This is a genomic window from Streptomyces sp. NPDC091281, from assembly GCF_044757425.1.
In the GTDB taxonomy this organism is placed as follows: domain Bacteria; phylum Actinomycetota; class Actinomycetes; order Streptomycetales; family Streptomycetaceae; genus Streptomyces.
In genome coordinates, this window is the sequence record NZ_JBIVUY010000001.1 from 110817 (window position 1) to 131615 (window position 20799).

General features: G+C 72.1%; 20 protein-coding genes. 5 read left to right on the forward strand and 15 right to left on the reverse strand.

Annotation, left to right across the window (positions count from 1 at the left end; all coding sequences use genetic code 11):
* Positions 1-155 precede the first annotated feature (155 nt).
* Together glmS and ACIQPQ_RS00580 are read right to left on the reverse strand one after the other, a co-directional pair.
* Positions 156-1973, reverse strand: a complete 1818-nt coding sequence (glmS, locus tag ACIQPQ_RS00575) for a glutamine--fructose-6-phosphate transaminase (isomerizing) (RefSeq protein ID WP_383768044.1) — start codon at positions 1971-1973, stop codon at positions 156-158.
* A 13-nt stretch (positions 1974-1986) separates the two neighbouring features.
* Positions 1987-2244 carry a hypothetical protein gene (locus ACIQPQ_RS00580; RefSeq protein WP_383768041.1) on the reverse strand — a complete coding sequence of 86 codons (258 nt, stop codon included), beginning with the start codon at positions 2242-2244 and terminating at the stop codon, positions 1987-1989.
* Between the two features lie 187 nt (positions 2245-2431).
* On the opposite strand from ACIQPQ_RS00580, the gene ACIQPQ_RS00585 reads away from it, so the two are divergent.
* Entirely contained in the window at positions 2432-4000 is a 1569-nt protein-coding gene (locus tag ACIQPQ_RS00585) for a purple acid phosphatase family protein (RefSeq protein ID WP_401299539.1), read from the forward strand.
* A 32-nt stretch (positions 4001-4032) separates the two neighbouring features.
* Here the strand turns inward: ACIQPQ_RS00585 and ACIQPQ_RS00590 are convergent, their stop codons facing one another.
* From ACIQPQ_RS00590 to ACIQPQ_RS00615, 6 genes are all read right to left on the reverse strand, one after another.
* On the reverse strand, positions 4033-4992 hold the full coding sequence (locus ACIQPQ_RS00590; RefSeq protein ID WP_401297861.1) for a DUF4429 domain-containing protein: 960 nt from the start codon (positions 4990-4992) through the stop codon (positions 4033-4035).
* Between the two features lie 356 nt (positions 4993-5348).
* Positions 5349-6398 (reverse strand): ABC transporter substrate-binding protein, encoded by a 1050-nt coding sequence (locus ACIQPQ_RS00595; protein WP_401297864.1) that lies wholly within the window; start codon positions 6396-6398, stop codon positions 5349-5351.
* A gap of 139 nt (positions 6399-6537) precedes the next feature.
* The gene (locus tag ACIQPQ_RS00600; RefSeq protein WP_401297866.1) at positions 6538-7698 is read right to left on the reverse strand and encodes an acyl-CoA dehydrogenase family protein; all 1161 of its coding nucleotides are present in this window, start codon (positions 7696-7698) and stop codon (positions 6538-6540) included.
* Between the two features lie 4 nt (positions 7699-7702).
* Positions 7703-8716: a hydroxymethylglutaryl-CoA lyase gene (locus ACIQPQ_RS00605; RefSeq protein ID WP_401297868.1), complete on the reverse strand. Its 1014-nt coding sequence runs from the start codon at positions 8714-8716 to the stop codon at positions 7703-7705.
* On the reverse strand, positions 8713-10782 hold the full coding sequence (locus ACIQPQ_RS00610; RefSeq protein WP_401299541.1) for a biotin carboxylase N-terminal domain-containing protein: 2070 nt from the start codon (positions 10780-10782) through the stop codon (positions 8713-8715). The genes ACIQPQ_RS00605 and ACIQPQ_RS00610 overlap by 4 nt, the downstream gene beginning before the upstream one ends.
* 23 nt (positions 10783-10805) lie before the next feature.
* Positions 10806-12422, reverse strand: a complete 1617-nt coding sequence (locus ACIQPQ_RS00615; RefSeq protein WP_401297871.1) for a carboxyl transferase domain-containing protein — start codon at positions 12420-12422, stop codon at positions 10806-10808.
* A 97-nt stretch (positions 12423-12519) separates the two neighbouring features.
* Between ACIQPQ_RS00615 and ACIQPQ_RS00620 the strand changes: the two genes are divergently transcribed.
* Positions 12520-13260, forward strand: a complete 741-nt coding sequence (locus ACIQPQ_RS00620) for a TetR/AcrR family transcriptional regulator (RefSeq protein ID WP_401297874.1) — start codon at positions 12520-12522, stop codon at positions 13258-13260.
* A gap of 67 nt (positions 13261-13327) precedes the next feature.
* On the opposite strand, the gene ACIQPQ_RS00625 is transcribed toward ACIQPQ_RS00620, so the two are convergent.
* Positions 13328-13642 (reverse strand): 4a-hydroxytetrahydrobiopterin dehydratase, encoded by a 315-nt coding sequence (locus ACIQPQ_RS00625; protein ID WP_401297877.1) that lies wholly within the window; start codon positions 13640-13642, stop codon positions 13328-13330.
* A gap of 152 nt (positions 13643-13794) precedes the next feature.
* A complete protein-coding gene (locus ACIQPQ_RS00630) occupies positions 13795-14751 on the reverse strand; it encodes an NAD(P)-dependent alcohol dehydrogenase (protein ID WP_401297880.1) in 957 nt (318 codons plus the stop codon).
* A 109-nt stretch (positions 14752-14860) separates the two neighbouring features.
* On the opposite strand from ACIQPQ_RS00630, the gene ACIQPQ_RS00635 reads away from it, so the two are divergent.
* Positions 14861-15442, forward strand: coding sequence for a TetR/AcrR family transcriptional regulator (locus ACIQPQ_RS00635; RefSeq protein WP_401297882.1), 582 nt, complete (start codon positions 14861-14863; stop codon positions 15440-15442).
* Positions 15443-15557: 115 nt separating this feature from the next.
* Here the strand turns inward: ACIQPQ_RS00635 and ACIQPQ_RS00640 are convergent, their stop codons facing one another.
* From ACIQPQ_RS00640 to ACIQPQ_RS00655, 4 genes are all read right to left on the reverse strand, one after another.
* On the reverse strand, positions 15558-15773 hold the full coding sequence (locus ACIQPQ_RS00640; protein WP_401297885.1) for a DUF397 domain-containing protein: 216 nt from the start codon (positions 15771-15773) through the stop codon (positions 15558-15560).
* 71 nt (positions 15774-15844) lie between these two features.
* On the reverse strand, positions 15845-17239 hold the full coding sequence (locus tag ACIQPQ_RS00645; protein WP_401297888.1) for a sporulation protein: 1395 nt from the start codon (positions 17237-17239) through the stop codon (positions 15845-15847).
* 122 nt (positions 17240-17361) lie between these two features.
* Positions 17362-17568, reverse strand: coding sequence for a DUF397 domain-containing protein (locus tag ACIQPQ_RS00650; RefSeq protein ID WP_401297891.1), 207 nt, complete (start codon positions 17566-17568; stop codon positions 17362-17364).
* Between the two features lie 13 nt (positions 17569-17581).
* Positions 17582-18466 (reverse strand): helix-turn-helix domain-containing protein, encoded by an 885-nt coding sequence (locus tag ACIQPQ_RS00655; RefSeq protein ID WP_401297893.1) that lies wholly within the window; start codon positions 18464-18466, stop codon positions 17582-17584.
* A gap of 272 nt (positions 18467-18738) precedes the next feature.
* Here ACIQPQ_RS00655 and ACIQPQ_RS00660 point away from each other — a divergent pair, with 272 nt between their 5' ends.
* The gene (locus tag ACIQPQ_RS00660) at positions 18739-19314 is read left to right on the forward strand and encodes an ATP-binding protein (RefSeq protein ID WP_401297896.1); all 576 of its coding nucleotides are present in this window, start codon (positions 18739-18741) and stop codon (positions 19312-19314) included.
* 34 nt (positions 19315-19348) lie between these two features.
* On the forward strand, positions 19349-19693 hold the full coding sequence (locus tag ACIQPQ_RS00665; protein ID WP_401297898.1) for a hypothetical protein: 345 nt from the start codon (positions 19349-19351) through the stop codon (positions 19691-19693).
* Positions 19694-19728: 35 nt separating this feature from the next.
* Here the strand turns inward: ACIQPQ_RS00665 and ACIQPQ_RS00670 are convergent, their stop codons facing one another.
* The gene (locus ACIQPQ_RS00670; protein WP_401297900.1) at positions 19729-20796 is read right to left on the reverse strand and encodes a cation diffusion facilitator family transporter; all 1068 of its coding nucleotides are present in this window, start codon (positions 20794-20796) and stop codon (positions 19729-19731) included.
* Positions 20797-20799: the final 3 nt, after the last annotated feature.

A 20799-nucleotide genomic window follows, 5' to 3' on the forward strand; every position in this document is an offset into this window, starting at 1 on the left:
GCTGATCGCGCAGTTCCCCGCGCCCCTGAGGGGGCTGCGCCCCCTCGGTCGTCTTCGGCTGCGGGCCGGTGGGGCTCCTTCGCGCAGTTCCCCGCGCCCCTGGGGGGGAGTTGGGGAGCTGCGCTCCCAACTCCCCCCCCAGGAGCAGGCGTCGGCTACTCCACCGTCACCGACTTGGCCAGGTTGCGGGGCTTGTCGATGTCGCGGTCGAGGGCCTTCGCCGTGTAGTAGGCGAGGAGTTGGAGGGGGATGCCCATGAGGATGGGGTCGAGTTCGTCCTCGTTCTTGGGGACGAGGAGGGTCTGGTCGGCCTTCTCCTGCTCCTGGTGGGCGACCGCGAGGATGCGACCGCTGCGGGCCTTGATCTCCTCCAGGGCGGCGCGGTTCTTCTCCAGGAGGTCGTCGTCGGGGACGATCGCGACCGTCGGGAGCGCGGGCTCGATCAGGGCGAGCGGGCCGTGCTTCAGCTCGGACGCGGGGTAGGCCTCGGCGTGGATGTAGGAGACCTCCTTGAGCTTGAGGGAGGCCTCGCGGGCCACCGGGTAGCCCCGGACGCGGCCGATGAAGAGCATCGAGCGGGCCTCGGCGAACTGCTCGGCCAGCTTCTTGATCTCCTCCTCGCCCTTCATGATCTCGGCGATCTGGCCGGGCAGGCGGCGCAGACCGGCGATGATCCGCTTGCCGTCGCTGACCGACAGGTCGCGGGTGCGGCCGAGGTGCAGGGCGAGCAGCGCGAAGGCGACCGTGGTGTTGGTGAAGCACTTGGTGGAGACGACGCAGACCTCCGGACCGGCGTGCACGTAGACCCCGCCGTCGGCCTCGCGGGCGATCGCCGAGCCGACGACGTTGACCACGCCGAGGACGCGGGCGCCCTTGCGCTTCAGCTCCTGCACGGCGGCCAGCACGTCGTACGTCTCGCCGGACTGGGAGACGGCGATGTAGAGGGTGTCGGGGTCGACGACGGCGTTGCGGTAGCGGAACTCGGAGGCGGGCTCGGCGTCCGCGGGGATACGGGCCAGCTCCTCGATCATCTGGGCGCCGATCATGCCCGCGTGGTACGAGGTGCCGCAGCCGAGGATCTTCACGCGGCGGATGCGGCGGGCCTCGCGGGCGTCGAGGTTGAGGCCGCCGAGGTGCACGGTGGAGAAGCGGTCGTCGATCCGGCCGCGCAGCACGCGGTCCACGGCCTCGGCCTGCTCGTGGATCTCCTTGTGCATGTACGTGTCGTGGCCGCCCATGTCGTAGGAGGCGGCCTCCCACTCGACGGTGGTGGGCTCGGCGGTGGTGCGGGTGCCCTCGGTGGTGTAGGTGCGGAAGTCGTCGGCCTTGAGGGTGGCCATCTCGCCGTCGTCGAGGGTGACGATCTGGCGGGTGTGGGCGACCAGCGCGGCGATGTCCGAGGCGACGAACATCTCCTTCTCGCCGATGCCGAGGACGACCGGCGAGCCGTTGCGGGCGACGACGATACGGTCCGAGAAGTCGGCGTGCATGACGGCGATGCCGTAGGTGCCCTCGACGACGCGCAGCGCCTCGCGGACCTTGTCCTCCAGCTTCTCGGCCTGCGAGCGGGCGATGAGGTGGACGAGGACCTCGGTGTCGGTCTCGGAGAGGAACTCGACGCCGTCCGCCTCCAGCTTGCGCCGCAGGTCGGAGGCGTTGTCGACGATGCCGTTGTGGACGACGGCGACCTTCAGGTCGGCCGACATGTGCGGGTGGGCGTTGACGTCGGAGGGGGCGCCGTGGGTGGCCCAGCGGGTGTGGGCGATGCCGGTGGTGCCCTTGAAGCGGGCCGGGACCTTGGCCTCCAGGTCACGGACGCGCCCCTTGGCCTTGACCATCTTCAGGCCGGCCGTCTTCGGGGAGGTGACGACGATGCCCGCCGAGTCGTAGCCGCGGTACTCCAGCCGCTGGAGGCCCTCCAGGAGGAGGGGGGCGACGTCACGCTTTCCGATGTATCCGACGATTCCGCACATGTATGGGTGTCCCTCAGCCGTAGACGATGCGGCGCAGCTGGCGGAGCGACAGCTCCGGCGGTGCGACCGCCCGGTATTTCAGATCCGCCTCGATCCGGTCGAAGATCTCCGCGTTCACCAGGCCCTGACCCTGGAGTTCACGGTGGCGGCGACGGACGTACTCCTCGGTCGTCTCGTCGAAGTAGGCGAGCACGTCCTGGATCACCCGCAGCGCCTCGCCCCGGTTCAGGGGGGAGGAGCGCGTCAGATGATCAACGAGTTCGTCGTGCACCCGGTAGATCCTGGGGTACCTGCCGCAGATCCGCAAGAATCCTGCCCGATTTCGGGCAAGCGGTCGCCGGGCTTTCCTTGGGGGAACGTTGAACCTCTCATGAGGGGGTGTTCGTGAGCCGTCCATGCCCCCGCCCGCGGACGGTCGCCCGAGGAGACCAGTTTCAGGCGCCATGGACATTCCTCGTATGGGCGTACCGGAGCGGCTCGCCGAGCGCATGAGCATGGCGGAGCAGCACGAGTACCTCCGCAGCAGATTCTCCCGCCGCACGATGATCCGGGGCGGCGCGGTCACCCTCGGCGCCGTCACCGGCGGCGCCTTCGTCACCGGCACCCCCGCACAGGCCGCGCCGCGCACGGCCGCGCACACCGCGCCGCGTCACGAGAAGGTCGACGGCGCCCTCGTCGCCCCCTTCGGACGCCACCTCGCCTATGGCGCGGACGCCCGCACCGAGATGACGATCTCCTGGCAGGTCCCGGTCGCCGTCGAACGCCCGTTCGTGCGGATCGGTGTCCACCCGTGGGACCTCTCGCACAAGATCCAGGCCGAGGTCCGTACGCTCCACACCCCCGCCGGGGTCGGCGCGAGCGCGGACCACACGCAGTACTACGTCCACGCCAAGCTCACCCACCTCAAGCCGGGGCGTACGTACTACTACGGCGTCGGGCACGCCGGGTTCGACCCGGCCGCCGCCCACCTGGCCGGGACCCTCGGCACCTTCACCACCGCGCCCGCGCACAAGGAGCCGTTCACCTTCACCGCCTTCGGCGACCAGGGCGTCAGCTACCACGCCCTCGCCAACGACGGCCTGGTCCTCGGCCAGAACCCCGCCTTCCACCTGCACGCGGGCGACATCTGCTACGCCGACCCGTCCGGCGCGGGCAAGACCAGCGACACCGGCTTCGACGCCCGGATCTGGGACCAGTTCCTCGCCCAGACCGAGACGGTCGCCAAACAGGTCCCCTGGATGCCCGCCTACGGCAACCACGACATGGAGGCCTGGTACGCGCCGCACGGCTACGGCGGCGAGGAGGCCCGCTGGGTCCTCCCCGGCAACGGCCCCGACCGCGCCAACCTGCCCGGCGTCTACACCTTCACCCACGGCAACACCGCTGTCATCGCCCTCGACGCCAACGACGTCTCCTTCGAGATCCCGGCCAACCTCGGCATCTCCGGCGGCACCCAGACCCGTTGGCTGGAGGCGCAGTTGAAGCGCTACCGGGCCTCGCGGGACATCGACTTCGTGGTGGTCTTCTTCCACCACTGCGCCTACTGCACCTCCACCGCCCACGCCTCCGAGGGCGGGGTGCGCAAGGAGTGGGTGCCGCTGTTCGAGAAGTACACCGTCGACCTGGTGATCAACGGCCACAACCACGTCTACGAGCGCACCGACGTCCTCAAGGGCGACCGCGTCGTCAAGAAGCTCCCGATCGGCGGCACCGCCTACCCGGAGACCGAGGGCGTCGTCTACGTCACCGCGGGCGCCGCCGGGCGCAGCCTGTACGCGTTCAGCGCCGACCAGTCCTACGAGGGCCACGAGAAGGACGTCGACTCCGTCCCCTCCTACGTCGTCGAGAAGGACGGCCACCGCGAGGAGGCGGTCGCCTGGTCACGGGTGCGCTACCTCGACTACTCGTTCCTGCGCGTGGACGTCACCCCGGCCCCGCGGGGCCGCCTCGCCACCCTCACGGTGAGCGGCATCGCCGAGACCGGCGCCCGGGTCGACCGCTTCACGGTGGCCCGCCGCGCCAAGTAGGCCTCTGTATCGCTGTGTTGGGCGGGCGGTGCTCACATACGTTTGAGGACCGCCTGCTTGGCGAGGGTGAACTCCTCGTCCGTCAGGACCCCTTCACGCCTCAGCTCGCCCAACTCCCGCAACCGCCGCAGCAACGCGTCATGATCGTCCTCGGACGGCCGTACGGTGTCGGCCCGTACGGTGTCGGCCCGTACGGTCTGGGGGCGTACGGTGTCGGGGCCCACGGTTCCCGGTGCCGCGCCGTCGGCCGCGGGGGCCGGGGCGGGCAGGGCGCGGGGCGGTCCGGCGGACGCCGCCGGGTGCGGCAGGCGGGCCTGGACCGCGGCGGCGACCAGCGCCATCAGGGGGTCCTTCTTGAAGCCCCACAGGTCGACGGCGTTCGGGTCGTACTTGGGCGGGGCCTTGGTCGGCGCGCCCCGCACCGTGAACCGCAGGTACCCGTTCTCCAGACCGGCCGACGGATACCACTCCACGCCGGTGATCGCGTCGAGCGGCAGGTCGCGCGTCCCGGCGGCGGCCTTGGCGTCCTCGGTCTTCCAGTTCCACTCCAGGCGGACCCGCTCGCCGTCGAAGCTCGCGGTGCCGTCGCCCGCCGACACCGACAGCGGCACCGACGGGCCCGGCAGCAGGAACCCGTCCACCGGGCCCGCCGGCACCTGCTCCAGCAGCAGGGCGTTGCGGACCTCGTCGACCAGGTACTCGGCGACGCCGAACCGGTCGGACTCCACGACCAGTTGGTAGGGGTCGTGAGGAGCGGCCAGACGACCGCCCGTGGCGAGGAGCAGCGGGTCGGCGCCGTCCCGCAGCCGCAGCCGCAGCCGTCCCGCGCGCTTGCCCTGCTCGAACGAGACACCCGCCAACGCGGCCAGCGGCACGACGAGTTCACCCAGAGTGGCGCGCAGAGGACCGACGCTCTTGTCCCGCCCCGGAGTGAGCCGCAGGGCGTCCCCGTCGAAGACCCAGGTGCCGTCCTTCTGGATGATTTCCGCCATGGGGCGATTCTTCCATCAGCGGCCGCTGCGGGGGCTGTTGGACGGCCCGGCCACCGACTCGCCCGACGTCCGACGTCCGGCTCAGCGGCCCGCTGCGGCCGATCGCGCAGTTCCCCGCGCCCCTGGGGAAGTGGGGGTGCGGGGCGGTGGGTCTGCGCGGGTCCGTCGTGGCTGGTCGCGCAGTTCCCCGCGCCCCTGAGGGGGTGGGGGGCGACCTTCCCGCCCCAGGGGCGCGGGGAACCGCGCACAGTTCTGTGACTGAGGGGGCTGGGGAACCCCGGCCGGTGGGTCGACCTTTGAGGGGCGCGGGGAACCGCGCACGCCCGCCGGGACCCGGGGTCACATCGCAGCCCCGGTCAGCTGACCTTCTTCGCCATTTCTATGGCCTCCGCGAGAGCGTCCAGCAGCGGTGCGCACTTCTCGTAGGACAGGATCGGCTCCGCCGACCGCGGAATGACCTGCCCGGCCTTCACCGCCGCCAGCTTCTTCCACGTCGCCTTGGTGATCGCGTCCGGCTGGATGGCCTGCGCGCGGTCGTCCATCATGATGATGTCCGCCGGGTACTTGTCGACGTTCTCCCAGCTCAGCGACTCGAACCAGCCGCCACCCTCCGCCTTCGCGCTCTCCGGCGGCTCGACGAAGTTCACGCCGAGGGACTTGAAGTACTCCAGGTCGACGGAGAGGTTGGTGCCGGACACGTAGAAGATCTGGTCGCTCGCGGACCCGGCGAGCACCTTGATCTCGGGCCGCGCCTTCGCCGCCGCCCGCAGCCGCGTCGCCGCCGTCTCGAAGCTCTTCTTCGCGTCGGTCGCCTTGGCCCCGGTCACGTCCGCGCCCAGGGACTCGGCGAGCTTCCACACCTGCTCCAGCGGCGCGGTCAGCTGACGGTCGTAGACGGAGACGCCGACGCTCGGCGCCAGCTTGGCGATCTTGTCCTTGGAGGCCTCGGGCACGTACCAGAGGGTGCCGGCCTTGTCGTACATCGTGGTGACCAGCACGTCGGGCGCGAGGGCCGCGTACTTCTCGACGTTGAACTCGTCCCAGACGTTGCCGAGGATCTCGACCTTGGAGATGTCGAGGTCGCCCGCCTGCACGTCGGGCTTGCCGTCGGTGGTCTTCGTCGGGCCGAACACGCCCTTGACAACGATGCCGTAGTCGAAGAGGGCGGCGGCGACGCCGGTGAAGGCGACGATGTTCGCCGGGATCTTGTCGAGCTTCACGGTGGTGCCGCGGTCGTCCTTGAACGTCCAGGGCCCCGACTTGGCGGACGCGCCCTCCGTCGACGCGGAGCCACCGCTTTTCGCGTCGTCGTCCCCGCACGCGGCGAGCGCGGCACCGAGGCCGAGGGCGCCACCGGCGGCGAGGACGCCCCGGCGGGTGAGGTGGGAGGCGCTGGCGTTGGGCATGAGGATGGCTGCTTTCGGACGGGGCGGATCACCCGCTGGACAAGTCGAAGGTAGGTTAGCCTAACCTCACGACCTGTCCAGCGGCGGGCCTCCGCCGGGCCCCAGGACCCGGCCCGGCAGCCTCCCCGGCCCGTGGGCCTCAGCCCACCAGCCCCAGCTCCCGCGCGATCAGCATCCGCTGCACCTCGCTCGTGCCCTCGCCGATCTCCAGGATCTTGGAGTCCCGCCACATCCGGGCCACCGGGTACTCGTTCATGAAGCCGTACCCGCCGTGGATCTGCGTCGCGTCGCGCGCGTTGTCCACGGCGACCGTCGACGTGTAGAGCTTGGCGAGCGCGGCCTCCTTCTTGAACGGTTCGCCCGCCACGAGCCGGCTCGCCGCGTCCCGCCAGGCGAGGCGCCCGGTGTGGGCCTTCATCTCCATGTCCGCGATCTTGAACTGCACGGCCTGGTTGGCGCCGATCGGACGGCCGAAGGCGTGCCGCTCGCGCGCGTACTTCACCGACTCGTCGACGCAGCCCTGGGCGAGCCCGGTGGCGAGCGCGGCGATGGCGATGCGGCCCTCGTCGAGGATGCGCAGGAACTGTGCGTACCCGCGGCCCTGTTCGCCGAGGAGGTTCGCCGCCGGGACCCGGACGTCCACGAACGACAGCTCGCGGGTGTCGGAGGCGTTCCAGCCGACCTTGGAGTAGGGCGCGGCGACCGTGAAGCCGGGCGTCCCGGACGGGACGATGATCGACGAGATCAGCGGCTTGCCGTCGGGCTTGCGGCCGGTCACGGCGGTGACGGTGACCAGGCCGGTGATGTCGGTGCCGGAGTTGGTGATGAAGCACTTGGTGCCGTTGATCACCCACTCGTCGGTGTCGGGGTCGAGGCGGGCCGTGGTGCGGGTGGCGCCCGCGTCGGAGCCGCCGTCGGGCTCGGTCAGGCCGAACGCGCCGAGGATCTCGCCCGCGCACAGCCGGGGCAGCCAGGTCGCCTTCTGCTCCTCGGTGCCGAACAGGTGGATCGGCATGGCGCCCAGCGAGACGCCCGCCTCCAGGGTGATCGCCACGGACGAGTCGACGCGGGCCAGCTCCTCCAGGGCGATGCCGAGCGCCAGGTAGTCGCCGCCCATGCCGCCGTACTCCTCGGGGAAGGGCAGCCCGAACAGGCCCATGCGGCCCATCTCGCGGACGATCTCGTAGGGGAACTCGTGCCGCTCGTAGAGGTCGCCGATCTTCGGGGCGACGACGTCGTGCGCGAACGCCTCGACGGTGCGCCGGAGTTCTTCCAGCTCGGGGGAGAGACGGTGGTCCATCGGGTCACTGCTCCTTGTGGGCCCGCGGGCCCTGACGGTCCTCGATGCCTCTGCTGTCCCCGAGGTCCTCGTGGGACGGCGCGGGGGTCAGGGCGCGGACGGTGCGGGACGGGCTGGGGCGGCCGAGCCGGTCGGCCATCCAGACGCTCGTGGCGACGAGACGGCCGAGGTCGACCCCGGTGTCGATGCCGAGGCCCTGGAGCATCCAGACCAGGTCCTCGGTGGCGAGGTTGCCGGTGGCGGACTTCGCGAAGGGGCAGCCGCCGAGGCCGCCCGCGGAGGCGTCGACGGTGGTGACGCCGTGCCGGAGGGCGGCCAGGGTGTTGGCCAGGGCCTGGCCGTAGGTGTCGTGGAAGTGCACGCCGAGGGTGTCGGTGGGCAGGCCCGCCTCGTTCAGCGCGGTGAGCAGGGCCGTGACGTGGCCCGGTGTGGCGACGCCGATGGTGTCGCCGAGGCTCAGTTCGTCGCAGCCCAGGTCGCGCAGCTCCCGGCAGACGCGGACGACCTGCTCGACGGGGACGGCGCCCTCCCAGGGGTCGCCGAAGCACATCGACAGATAGCCGCGGACATGGCCGCCCGCCTCCTTGGCGCGGGCCACCACCGGGGCAAACATGGCGAGCGCCTCGTCCACCGTCCGGTTGAGGTTGGCGCGGGCGAAGGACTCGGTGGCGCTGGCGAACACGGCGACCCGGGTCGCGCCGAGCGCGAGCGCCCGGTCCAGGCCGCGTTCGTTCGGCACCAGCACGGGCAGGTCGGCCGGGAGGTCCGCGACGAGCGGGAACAGGGCCTCGGCGTCCGCCAGTTGGGGCACCCACTTGGGGTGGACGAAGCTGGTCGCCTCGATTGTCGTCAGACCGGCGTCGGCGAGCCGCCGGACGAACTCGGCCTTGACCTCGGTCGGGACGGTCGCCTTCTCGTTCTGGAGGCCGTCGCGCGCGCCGACCTCGTGAATCCGTACACGCGCGGGCAGGCCCGCCTCCGGTACGGCCATCGGGAGTCCCCGGAGCGGCGTGGTCATGACCTGCCTCCCGCCACCCGAGGCGTGGCCGGGTCCCCGACCGCCCCCGTTCCTGGCCCTGTCCCTGGCCCCGCCCCCGGTCCCTCGGCCGTGCCGTCGGCCGTCGCCGAGCCCGCGGCTTCCGCCGAGACCACGGCCCCCGCCGGGTCCTCGTGCGGGGCGACCACCGCCAGCACCTGCTCCATCGCGACGGTCGTGCCGGGCGTGACGTCCAGTTCGGTGACCGTGCCCGCGTGCGGGGCGGCGATGACGTGCTCCATCTTCATCGCCTCGACCACCAGCAGACTCTGACCGGCCGTCACCTCGTCGCCGACGGCGACCTTCACCACCGTCACCGTGCCCGGCATGGGCGCGGTCAGCGCGTCGGCGCCCGCGTGCGCCGCGCCGGTGAGGGAGGCGGCCACCGGGTCGTGGTCGCGCACGTGCCAGGCGTCGCCGTCGCGGCCGAGCCAGTCACCGGCCCGGTCGAAGGTGTGCCGTACGCCGTCGAGGGTGACCGCGACCCGGTCGGCGGTGACGGTCGCGCTGCCGCGCGGGGTGTACGCCACCGGCTCGTCGGCCCGCAGATGGAACGTGACCGGGTGCGGGGTGCCGCCCAGCCGCCAGCCGCTCGGCACCGAGAACGGGTCCCGCCAGCCGTCCCCGCGCGGGGCGAGCGCGTCCAGCCGGATTGCCGCCGCCGCCTCGTGGACCTCCTCCGGCACCCCGGCCGGGACCAGGTCGTCCACCACCCGCTCCACCAGCCCGGTGTCCAACTCGCCCGCCACCACCGCCGGATGGGCCAGCAGGCGGCGCAGGAACCCGGCGTTGGTCGGCACGCCCAGCGTCACCGTCCCGGCGAGCGCCGCGCGCAGCCGGCGCAGCGCGGTGGCGCGGTCCGGGCCGTACGCGATGACCTTGGAGAGCATCGGGTCGTACAGGCTGCCGACCTCGGTGCCCTCGCTGAGGCCGGAGTCGGTGCGGACGCCGTCGCCCTGCGGTTCGCGCAGCCGCAGCACGGTGCCGCCGGACGGCAGGAAGCCGCGCGCGGGGTCCTCCGCGCACAGCCGCGCCTCCACGGCGTGCCCGGTGAGCGTCACGTCCTCCTGCGCGAACGGCAGCGGCTCCCCGGCCGCCACCCGCAGCTGCCACTCCACCAGGTCGATCCCGGTGACCAGCTCGGTGACCGGGTGCTCCACCTGGAGGCGGGTGTTCATCTCCATGAAGTAGTACGCCGTCGGGTCGCCGCCCGGCACGATGAACTCCACGGTGCCCGCGCCCCGGTAGCCGCACGAGCGGGCCGCCTGCACGGCCGCCTCGCCCATCGCGGCGCGCGTGGCCTCGTCGAGGAGGACGCTGGGCGCCTCCTCGATGATCTTCTGGTGGCGGCGCTGGAGGGAGCACTCGCGCTCCCCGAGGTGCACCACCCCGCCGTGGCCGTCGGCCAGCACCTGGATCTCGATGTGCCGGGGCCGGTCGATCCACCGCTCCACGAGCAGCGTGTCGTCGCCGAAGGAGGCGCGGGCCTCACGGCGGGCGGCGGCGATCTCCTCGGCGAGGGCGGCCTCCGCGCGCACCAGCCGCATGCCCTTGCCGCCGCCCCCGGCGCTCGGCTTGAGCAGCACCGGCATGCCGATCTCCCGCGCCGCGTCGGCGAGTTCGGCGTCGGTGAGGCCGCTGCCGCTGGAGCCGGGCACGACGGGCACGCCCGCCGCCTTCACGGTCTCCTTGGCGCGGATCTTGTCGCCCATCAGGGCGATGGCGTCGGCGGGCGGCCCCACGAAGACGAGCCCGGCGTCGGCGCAGGCGCGCGCGAAACCGGCGTTCTCCGCGAGGAAGCCGTACCCGGGGTGGACGGCCTGGGCGCCGGTGCGGGCGGCGGCCTCCAGCAGCCGCTCCACCGACAGATAGCTCTCGGCGGCGGGCGCCGGGCCGATCCGTACGGCCGTGTCGGCCTCGCGGACGTGCCGGGCGTCGGCGTCCGCGTCGGAGAAGACGGCGACCGAGCGCACGCCCAGCGCGCGCAGGGTGCGGATCACCCGGACGGCGATCTCGCCCCGGTTGGCCACGAGCACGGTGTCGAACAGGTCGGGCGTCACGAGTCCCCTCCTCACATCCGGAAGACGCCGAACCGGGGCTCCCCCAGCGGCGCGTTGGCACAGGCGGTCAGGGCCAGACCCACGACCTGGCGGGTCTCCAGGGGGTCGATGACCCCGTCGTCCCACAGGCGGGCGGTGGCGTAGTAGGCGCTGCCCTGGCGCTCGTACTGGGCCCGGACCGGGTCCTTGAACGCCTCCTCCTCGGCCGTCGGCCACTCCTCGCCGCGCGCCTCCAGCTGGTCGCGCTTGACGGTGGCGAGGACGGACGCGGCCTGCTCGCCGCCCATGACGGAGATCTTGGCGTTGGGCCACATCCACAGGAAGCGCGGCGAGTACGCCCGGCCGCACATCGAGTAGTTGCCCGCGCCGTACGACCCGCCGACCACGACCGTCAGCTTGGGGACGCGCGTGCAGGCCACCGCCGTGACCATCTTGGCGCCGTGCTTGGCGATGCCGCCCGCCTCGTAGTCACGGCCGACCATGAAGCCGGAGATGTTCTGGAGGAACAGCAGCGGGATGCCGCGCTGGTCGCACAGCTCGATGAAGTGGGCGCCCTTCTGGGCGGACTCCGAGAACAGGATGCCGTTGTTGGCGACGATGCCGACCGGGTGCCCGTGGACGCGGGCGAAGCCGGTGACCAGGGTCTGCCCGAACTCCGCCTTGAACTCGGCGAACCGGGAGCCGTCGGTGATCCGCGCGATGACCTCCCGGACGTCGTACGGCGTGCGCGGGTCGACCGGGACCGCGCCGTACAGCCCGAAGGGGTCGGCCTTCGGCTCGACGACCGGCTCGACCGACCACGGCAGCGGGCCGCGCGCGGGCAGCGTGGAGACGATGGTGCGCACGATGCGCAGCGCGTGCGCGTCGTCCTCCGCGAGGTGGTCGGTGACGCCCGACACGCGCGCGTGGACCTCGCCGCCGCCCAGCTCCTCGGCGGTCACCACCTCGCCGGTGGCCGCCTTCACCAGCGGCGGGCCGCCCAGGAAGATGGTGCCCTGGCCGCGCACGATGACGGCCTCGTCGCTCATCGCGGGCACATACGCGCCGCCCGCCGTGCACGAGCCGAGCACCGCCGCGATCTGCGGGATGCCCGCGGCCGACATCCGGGCCTGGTTGTAGAAGATCCGCCCGAAGTGCTCCCGGTCGGGGAACACCTCGTCCTGCATCGGCAGGAAGGCGCCGCCCGAGTCCACCAGGTACAGGCACGGCAGCCGGTTCTCCAGGGCCACCTCCTGCGCGCGCAGGTGCTTCTTCACCGTCATCGGGTAGTACGTGCCGCCCTTGACGGTCGCGTCGTTGGCGACGATCACGCACTCGCGGCCCGAGACCCGCCCGATCCCGGCGATCACCCCGGCGGCCGGGGCCTGTCCGTCGTACAGCCCGTCGGCGGCCAGCGGGGCCAGCTCCAGGAACGGCGAGCCCGGGTCCAGCAGCGTGTCCACCCGGTCCCTGGGCAGCAGCTTGCCGCGCGCGGTGTGCCGCTCGCGCGCCCGCTCACCCCCGCCGAGCGCCGCGGCGGCCAGCTTGCCGCGCAGCTCCTCGACGAGGACGCGGTGCGCCTCCTCGTTCACCCGCCAGGCCTCCGACGCGGGGTCCGCCGCGCTCGTCAGCTCCGGTGCCTGCTCCATACCTCGCGGTCCCCTCACCCAGTGGTCGACTGTTAATGAGCGTTAACCATTTCCTTCAGGTTAACGACCGCTAACCTTCCTGTCTAGAATTATCGGCATGGCCACCAGAACCGACGCCCCCACCCGCCGCGAGCAGATCCTCAAGGAGGCCGCCCGGCTCTTCGCCGAGCGCGGCTTCCACGGCGTCGGCGTGGACGAGATAGGCGCCGCCGTCGGCATCAGCGGCCCCGGCCTCTACCGCCACTTCCCCGGCAAGGACGCGATGCTGGCGGAACTGCTGGTGGGCATCAGCGGGCAACTGCTGACGGGGGCGCGGCGGAGGGTGGAGGAGGCGGGCGCCGGGACACCCGAGGGCGGGGCGGAGGGCCGGGTTCCGCGGGGGGCGCGCGGGGGTGGTGTGGACGGTACGGATGGCGCGGGCGCGCGGGGGCAGGGTGCGGGTGGGCAGGGCGCGGGCTCCCCGGATGCGGACGGCGCGAGCGGTACGGCCGCCGAGGCGCTCCTCGACTCCCTCATCGAGGGCCACATCGACTTCGCCCTGGACGACCGCCCGCTGATCACCCTCCACGACCGGGAACTGGACCGCCTGCGCGACAGCGACCGCAAGCTGGTCCGCCAGCTCCAGCGGCAGTACGTGGAACTGTGGGTCCAGGCCCTGCGCGAGGTCTACCCGACGCTCACCGAACCGGCGGCCCGCTCGGCGGTCCACTCGGTCTTCGGCCTCCTGAACTCGACCCCCCACCTGGGCCGCGCGGGCTCCCTCCCCGGCCGAGGCACCACAGCGGCCCTGCTGCACCGGATGGCACGGGGGGCGTTCGGGGCGGCGGCGCGGGGGTAGGGACGGGCGGACGGAAACGGCGCGGACCTGGCCAGGCCGGTGCGGAACCGTCGCTCAAGGGTCTCCGTCAGCCCTCCGCCGGGCGCGCCCCGTGCTCCGTGGCGAGGGCGCTGACGCGTGCGGCCAAGGCCGTGTCGCGGGCGGTGATCGCGCCTCCGGCGTCGTGCGTGTCGAGCCTGAAGCCGATCGTCCCGTACAGGACGGTGATCTCGGCGTGGTGGTCGGCCGCGTCCTCCGCCGCGGCGACGGCGGCGTAGAACCCGGGGACGGCGGCCCGGTCGGCCTTGAACGTCGCGGCGAGCTTCCCGCCCCGGACACTCCAGCCGGGCAGGCCGGTCAGGGCCTCGTCGAGTTCGGTGGGGGTCAGCGGGGTGGCGGCCATGGGGGTGACTCCTTCGGCGTCGACGACGACTTCGAGCGTAGGGGCGGCTCCAGGCGGATGCCTACCGCGTCCGTGCCCTTGGCGTGCCCCTGCCGTGCCCTTGCCGTGGCCTTGCCCGGGACTCTGCCGCAGGCCACGTCGGAGACAGCCCCCTACGAGCGCCCCATGTCGATGACGCACTTCCCGCGCACGCCGCCCGCTTCGAGCCGGTGGTGGGCCTCCGCGATGTCGGTCATCGGGAAGACCGTGTCGATCGCGGGCCGGATGCTGCCGTCCTCGACGGACCGGGTGAGTTCGGCGATCCGGTCGGGTGACGGATTGTTGCTGAAGGGCTTCACGCGGCGGGGTGAGGTGGCGGCGCGCAGCATCGTCCCCGCCACGGACGAGACGATGTGGTCCGTGTCGAAGGCGAGCGGGATCATGCGTCCCTGCCGCGTCAGCCGCGCCCGGTACGCGCCGAGATCGGTGCCCACCACGTCGACGACGACGTCGAAGAGGCCGAGGTCCTCCGGCCGGGTCGTGCGGTAGTCCAGGGCCACGTCCGCGCCGAGTTCCGTGATCCAGTCGAGGTTGCGGGCCCCGGCGAGCGCGGTGACGTGGGCGCCGAGGGCCTTGCCCAGTTGCACGGTGACGCTGCCGACGCCGCCGGTGGCGCCACGGACCAGGAGCCGTTCCCCCCGGGTGAGGCGCGCCTTCTCCGTCAGGGCCGTCAGGGCCGTCGTCCCCGACACCGGGAGGGCGGCGGCCTCGACGAGGTCCAGGTTCTTCGGGGCCGCCGCGATCCGCTGCTCGGGTACGGCGACGAAGTCGGCGATCGCTCCGAAGGTGAGGTGCGGCATGAGCCCCCACACCGCGTCCCCGGCCCGCCACGCCTGGACGCCGGAGCCCACGGCCGAGACACGGCCGGTGAAGTCGCCGCCGGTGCCGCGGGGGAAGCGGGCGCGGCTGAGCCTGCGCATCTTGCCCGCGCGGAAGGCGGTCTCGCCCGCGTCCACGCTCGCCGCGTGCACCTCGACGAGCACTTCTCCCGGTCCCGGGCGGGGGGTCGGCACCTCCTCGACGCGCAGCACCTCGGGCGGGCCAAAACGGTCGTACTGCACGGCACGCATGATCGGCTCCTTCGGTCGGTCTCCTCGACGGTAAATGGGGTGGCACCCCACTTACTGCCCGCTACGATAACCGGAAAGCCACCCCGGTTAGCAAGCGCAGGAGGCCGACGTGCCCGACATCGCCCCCGAGCGGCCCTTGCGCGCCGACGCGCGGCGCAACTACGAGCGCATCCTCGCCGCCGCCCGCGAGGTGTTCGCGGCCCACGGGGCCGGCGCCTCCCTGGAGGAGATCGCCCGCCGGGCCGGGGTGGGCTCGGCGACCCTGCACCGGCACTTTCCGTCCCGGCGGACCCTGCTCACCGCCGTCTTCCACGACCGCGTGGAAGCCCTCTGCGCCAGGGCGCGGGAGTACGCCGAGGAGAACGAGCCCGGCGTCGCGCTCGTCGCCTGGCTGCGGGACTTCACCGCCTACGCGTCGGCCAGCCGCGGCCTGGCCGCCTCCCTGCTCCACGACGGCCGGGACGGCGACCCGCCGCAGCGCAGCGACGACTGCGAGATGATGATCGCCGCCGCCGCGGGCGAACTCCTGCACCGGGCGCAGGAGGCGGGCGTCGTCCGACCCGGCGTCCGCGCCGAGGACCTGCTCACCCTCCTCAACGCCATCTCGCTCGCGACCGAGCACCACCACGACGACGCCCAGGCGAGCCGCCTGCTGGACCTCACGATCGACGGCATCCGCGTGCACCCGTAGGGCCGTTACGGCGGTGCGGACGCGACCCGCCAGGCGCCCCAGGCGTGTCTCCTCACGCACCGGCGAACCCGATTCCGTCCTTACGGCATCCGCAGGGCGCAGACCTGTTGGGGCCTCAGTCGGCTTGCTGCCTCGCGTGGGACACGAACGCCGTCCACGCGCGGGCGTCGACCCTGACGGTCCCGACCGCAGGTGCCTTGCTGTCGCGGACGGGTACCACGCCTGACGTCACGGCCACGGCCGGTGCCCACTCCAGGCAATTGCCGCCTTCGGGCCCGCTGTAGCTGGACGTGACCCACTCCGTCAGGGCCGGGCGCGGGTGTGGGTTCACAGGTTTTCCCCGTACTCGGTGCGGCTGGTGCCGGTGGTGTTCATCCCTGGTCTCCTGTCAGGTGATCGCTCTCATGCCGCGATGCCGAGTTCCGTCCGGGCGCGGTGGGTGAATTCGCGTACGGCCGGTTCGCGTCGCCAGGGGGCGAGGGCGGTGGTGAACTCGTGGACGTAGTCCTTGGCACGGGCGGAGCGGACGCGGGCGAGGATGTCGACGGAGCGGTTGCCGAGGTGGAGGCCCTGGTCGAGGTCGCGGGCCTGGAGGTGGGTGGTCCCTACGATGGCCAGCCGCATGCCGACCGAGCGGGTGAAGACCCCGGTCGGCATCGCGGTGGCCCGCTGGTTCCAGGTCAGGGCGGCCCTGGGGTTCCGCAGGTCCCGGTAGATCTCGGCGGCGTCCGCCGAGAGGCGGGCGTGGTGGAAGAAGTCGATCCAGGCCGGTTCGTCGCCACCGGCGGTGTCCGCTCGGGACAGCAGGTCCTCGGAGGCCGCCACCGCCCGCGAGGCGGCGCGGGCGTCCCCCACCCGGGCGTGGGCGCGGGCCTCGATCAGCTTGGTGAACGCGAGGACGCGGGGCGCGGCGTGGTCCTTCGCGCGTTCGAAGGCGCCCTGGGCCATGTCGACGGCCTCGGAGCCGAAGCCGCGCAGCAGCGACTGCATCGCCATCGTGGTCAGCACGTAGCAACCGAGCTGGATGTCGCCGCCCGCGCGGGCCAGGCGGAGTGCCTGGACGAAGTGCCGCTGGGCGACGTCGTGCTGACCGACGTCGAACGCGGTCCATCCGGCCAGGCGGGACAGCTCGCTGGTGACGGAGAACAGGTCACGGCCCACGCCGTCGGTGAACGAGCCCCGCAGCAGCGGGGACGCCCTCTCCTGGAGGCAGACGGCGACGGAGCCCGCCCGCCAGTTCCCGCCGCCGTACTTGGAGTCCCAGCGGCGCGCTTCGTCGGCCGCGTCCCGGAGTTCCTCCAGATCGGCCCGACCGACCCGCCTCGTGCCGTCGGACATGTCCGAGGCCTCGTCGGCGGGGGTGACGAGCCAGCGGGTCACGGGTGTGCTGAAAGCGGACACGGCGAAGCCGCCTCCGGCCAGGAAGTCGCGGCGGTTCACGAAACTCCAGAACGACGTGGCTGCTCGGACCGCGTCAGCACGGTCCCGCGGGAAATCCAACCCCACGTCCGTGTCCGGTGTCTCCACCTCGCCCATACCGATGTCGCCAAGTGCCACGGGTCTGCCGAGCCGTTCGGAGATCGCCTGCGCCAAGAGCGTCGGCACCGGCCACCTGGGGGTCATACCCCGTCGGCACCAGTTGGCGACGGACGTGTGCGAGTAGTCCGTCTCCAGCCCGGCCTGCTGGGCGAGTTGGTTGACTCTCAGGGCCAGAGACTTGTGACTCGCACCGCAGGTCTCGATGAGCCGGTGCAGTTCCGCGTTCGGCGGACGCTTCCGGCGGCTGGTCGACGCCACCGGACATCCCCTTTTCCCTCAGGCGCGCAGGGACCGCCTACCTGGACAGCAATGTGCCGAAGCGCCCGACCAGTTGTCCCCTGGCCGAGCGCTCTTCTGGGGCCACGCCCCCGGATCAAGCTCTACGCCGTGTCGAACGCTCCGTCTGAGATGCCCTGCACGAGGGCGTCGAACGCCGAGGAAGGCACGGCCAGGGACGGGCCGCTCGTGTTCTTGCTGTCGCGCACTGCCACTGTGCCGTGAGCGAAGGCGACTTCCACGCACTGCCCGTTGCCACTGCTGTAGCTGCTCCTGCGCCACGTGGCGCGGCTGAGGTCTATGTATTCCATCCTTGGCCTCCTGTCATGTGATCTCTCGAACCAGTGCGGCGATCAGTCCCGCCGAGTCGTCGGGGCTCAAGGCCGAGGCGCGCAGGTGATCGAAGATCTGGTTGTAACGCCGAATGTCCTCGTCCGCTTCAAGGAAGAGATCACCGGCCATGCTGTCGATGTAGACGAGCGGAGGGTCTTCCGAGTCGGGAAAGTCCATCCGCACGAAGCTGCCGGGCATGCCCGGGTGTGCTCCTGCGCCGAACGGGATGACCTGAAGCATCACGTGCGGCTCCGCAGCGACTTTGAGCAGGTGGGTCAACTGCTCGACCAAGACCTTTGTGCCGCCGACCGTCCGTCTGAGCGCGGCCTCGTCCACGATCGCCCACAGTTCGAGCGGGTCGGTCTTGGCGAGGACAACTTGCCGTTCGATCCGCGCCTGTACCCGCTGGTCCACCTCCTTGGTGGTAACTGTCGGCAGAACGCCCCGGATCACGGCTCGGGCGTAGTCCTCCGTCTGGAGGAGACCGGGGATGAACGACGACTCGTAGTTGCGGACACTGCGAGCCTCTGCCTCGAAGCTGATGTATCCAACGTACTCGTCGGGCAGATCCGCGTGATACGGCCGCAGCCAACCCTGCTCACCCGCCTGCGTGGATAGCGCCAAGATCGCTTCGCGCTTCGTGTCACCCACGCCGTACGTTTCCAGGAGTGCCATCAGGGTCCGGCGCTGCGGCCGCCCCTTGGCCGTCTCCAGGCGATACAGCGTGGCCTCGTTCACGCTCGTGCGCGCCGTGACGTCTTCCCTGGTCAGCCCCGCTTCGCTACGCAATCGGCGCATCTCGCGAGCCAACCTGCGAAGACGAGCTGTCGGGGCTGTACGCCTTCGGGTGAACAGCCCCGATCGCCTCCCGGCCACCGGCAGGCTCCGTCTGCTTCTCTGCGCGCTGGTTCGTGAAGCGGCTGCTCGGTCGGCCGGAGGCTGGTGACCAGCCGACGGGAGCAGCCCTCCGTAGGAGGCGGGATCGACTTGAGTCCATTGATGCACGGCTGTCTGTGTGGGTTACCGGGAGCAGACGGAGCCTCAGAAATGCGTGTTTCGGCAGTCCGATCGGCCCTCTTCGGCAGAAGCGGGGCCGTCGTCTCCCGGTCTCGGCCCCAGGAACTCGCCGTGTCCTCGGCGGGTGTCCGGTGACTGCCCTGCCGTTCCCCGAGACGCCGTACGTGGGAACCATCACCCTCGTCGCCGCGCCCACCGCCGCCGCCTGCGGACGGGCGTTCGTGCGGGAGCGGCTCGCCCGCTGGCAGGTGGAGGACCGCGCCGATGACGCGCTGCTGGTGGCGTCGGAGCTGGTGAGCAACGCCGTTACGGCGGTGGGGTTCGGCGACCGTGTGCCCAGGGACTGGGAGATCACGGGGCGGCAGGTCATCGGGTTACAGCTCAGGTTGGTCCGTGCGGACCTCTTCGTCGAGGTCTGGGACGGCGCGGCCGGTCTGCCCGAGCCGTGCGCCGCCGCCCTCGACGCCGAGGGCGGGCGGGGGCTTCTGCTGGTGGAGAGCGTCTGCCGTACGTGGGGCGTCTTCCGGCCCGCTGTCGGCGGGAAGGTGGTCTGGGCGCAGATCCCGCTCCCGCGCGAGGTGGGTCTCTCCGCCCGGACGGAGGCGTCCCTCCTGCCGCATCGCCCGCCGGAGCACGCCACCGTCCACGAACTGGCCGGCACCGCCCTCCTGCAACGCGTCCTGGACGGACTGCGCCACCTCCAGTGAAGAGCCGTACGCCTCGACGACGAACAGGTCACTCATGACTCACGCACCGAAGGCATACGGGTACGTCCGTCTGCGCCCTGACGCAGGGGAGCGGGAACTCCTGCACATCGACCGCTTACTGCGGCATTGCGCCGACCGGCACGCCCTGCGCATCGTCGGCATCCTCTACGAGGAGGGGCCGGGGCTCTCCCCGGACCGTCTGATCCGTCGACTCGGTAGGGACGGCATCCGGCATGTGGTGGTGCCGTCCCTCCGCCAGATCACCGAACATCCGCCGCTGCGGCGCCACTTGGCCCGAGCGATCATCCTCGGCGCCGGAGCGCGGCTGTACGAGGCGGACCCTCTGGCCGGAGCGGGCCACTTCACGACCGGTGCCTGAACCGGTCGGGAGAGACCCGCGAATCGGCCGCCCCCCTACCCCCTACACCCCCGAGCCCCCCCACCCCGCCCCGGTGTCGGGTCCAGGTACACCCTGCTGATGCCGGGGATCGCGGTGCGGAGGCGGGTTTCCGCGGCCTCGCAGGCCCATTCGATCTCGGTGGCCGTGGAGCCGTCGCGGAGGTCGATCTTGGCGGCGACGAGGGCCTCGCGGGGGCCCTGGACGAGGGTGGTGAGTTCGAGGACGGCCTCGATGTGGTCGGAGGCGAGGAGTTCCTCGCGGATGCGGGCCCGCATCGGCTCGGGCAGGGGGCGGCCGACGAGGAGTTCGACGTTGGAGCGGCCGAGGACCCAGGCGACGTACAGGAGGAGGGCGCCGATGCAGAGGGAGGCGATGCCGTCCCAGACGCCGGAGCCGGTGAGCTGGCCGCCGAGGAGGCCGCCCGCGGCGAGGAGGAGTCCGGCGAGGGCGGCGGAGTCCTCCAGCACGACCGCCTTCACGGCGGTGTCGGGGGTGTGGCGGAGGTAGCGGCGCAGCGGTACGCCGAGCGCGACCGCCTCGCCGCGTGCCTGGCGCAGGCCGGTGCGCAGCGAGTAGCCCTCCAGGAGGAAGGCGACCGCGAGGACGATGTAGGAGAGGAGGGGGTCGCCCAGGTCCTCGCCCGCGAGCAGGGTGTGGATGCCGTCGTAGAGGGAGAAGACGGCGCCTCCGACGAAGGTGGCCACCGCGGCGAGGAGGGCCCAGATGTAGCGTTCGGGGCCGTAGCCGAGGGGGTGGTCCTCGTCGGCGGGTTTCTCGCTGCGTTTGAGGGCGGTGAGCAGCAGGACCTCGGTGACGGTGTCCGCGACCGAGTGCGCGGCCTCCGACAGCATCGCGCTGGAGCCGCTGATGACGCCCGCGACCGCTTTCGCGAGGGCGATGCCGAGGTTGGCGGCGGCCGCGACGATCACCGTGAAGGTGCTCTCGCCGCCGCCCGCGTCCGGGGTGTCCGGCGTGGCGTCCTCGGGCGGCTTCAGCAGGGCGCCCGTCTCCAGGGCCGCCTCCGCCGCGTCGCCGTCGCCCGCGCTGTCGCCGCTGCCGTCGTGGTGTTCCGCTGTGGACATTCC

Coding starts and splice junctions, on each gene's coding strand:
- ACIQPQ_RS00665 (WP_401297898.1), top strand. CDS start 19,349: ATGACTCACGCACCGAAGGCATACGGGTACGTCCGTCTGCGCCCTGAC.
- glmS (WP_383768044.1), bottom strand. CDS start 1,973: ATGTGCGGAATCGTCGGATACATCGGAAAGCGTGACGTCGCCCCCCTC.
- ACIQPQ_RS00605 (WP_401297868.1), bottom strand. CDS start 8,716: ATGACCACGCCGCTCCGGGGACTCCCGATGGCCGTACCGGAGGCGGGC.
- ACIQPQ_RS00600 (WP_401297866.1), bottom strand. CDS start 7,698: ATGGACCACCGTCTCTCCCCCGAGCTGGAAGAACTCCGGCGCACCGTC.
- ACIQPQ_RS00630 (WP_401297880.1), bottom strand. CDS start 14,751: ATGCGTGCCGTGCAGTACGACCGTTTTGGCCCGCCCGAGGTGCTGCGC.
- ACIQPQ_RS00585 (WP_401299539.1), top strand. CDS start 2,432: ATGGGCGTACCGGAGCGGCTCGCCGAGCGCATGAGCATGGCGGAGCAG.
- ACIQPQ_RS00590 (WP_401297861.1), bottom strand. CDS start 4,992: ATGGCGGAAATCATCCAGAAGGACGGCACCTGGGTCTTCGACGGGGAC.
- ACIQPQ_RS00625 (WP_401297877.1), bottom strand. CDS start 13,642: ATGGCCGCCACCCCGCTGACCCCCACCGAACTCGACGAGGCCCTGACC.
- ACIQPQ_RS00595 (WP_401297864.1), bottom strand. CDS start 6,398: ATGCCCAACGCCAGCGCCTCCCACCTCACCCGCCGGGGCGTCCTCGCC.
- ACIQPQ_RS00650 (WP_401297891.1), bottom strand. CDS start 17,568: ATGGAATACATAGACCTCAGCCGCGCCACGTGGCGCAGGAGCAGCTAC.
- ACIQPQ_RS00620 (WP_401297874.1), top strand. CDS start 12,520: ATGGCCACCAGAACCGACGCCCCCACCCGCCGCGAGCAGATCCTCAAG.
- ACIQPQ_RS00670 (WP_401297900.1), bottom strand. CDS start 20,796: ATGTCCACAGCGGAACACCACGACGGCAGCGGCGACAGCGCGGGCGAC.
- ACIQPQ_RS00615 (WP_401297871.1), bottom strand. CDS start 12,422: ATGGAGCAGGCACCGGAGCTGACGAGCGCGGCGGACCCCGCGTCGGAG.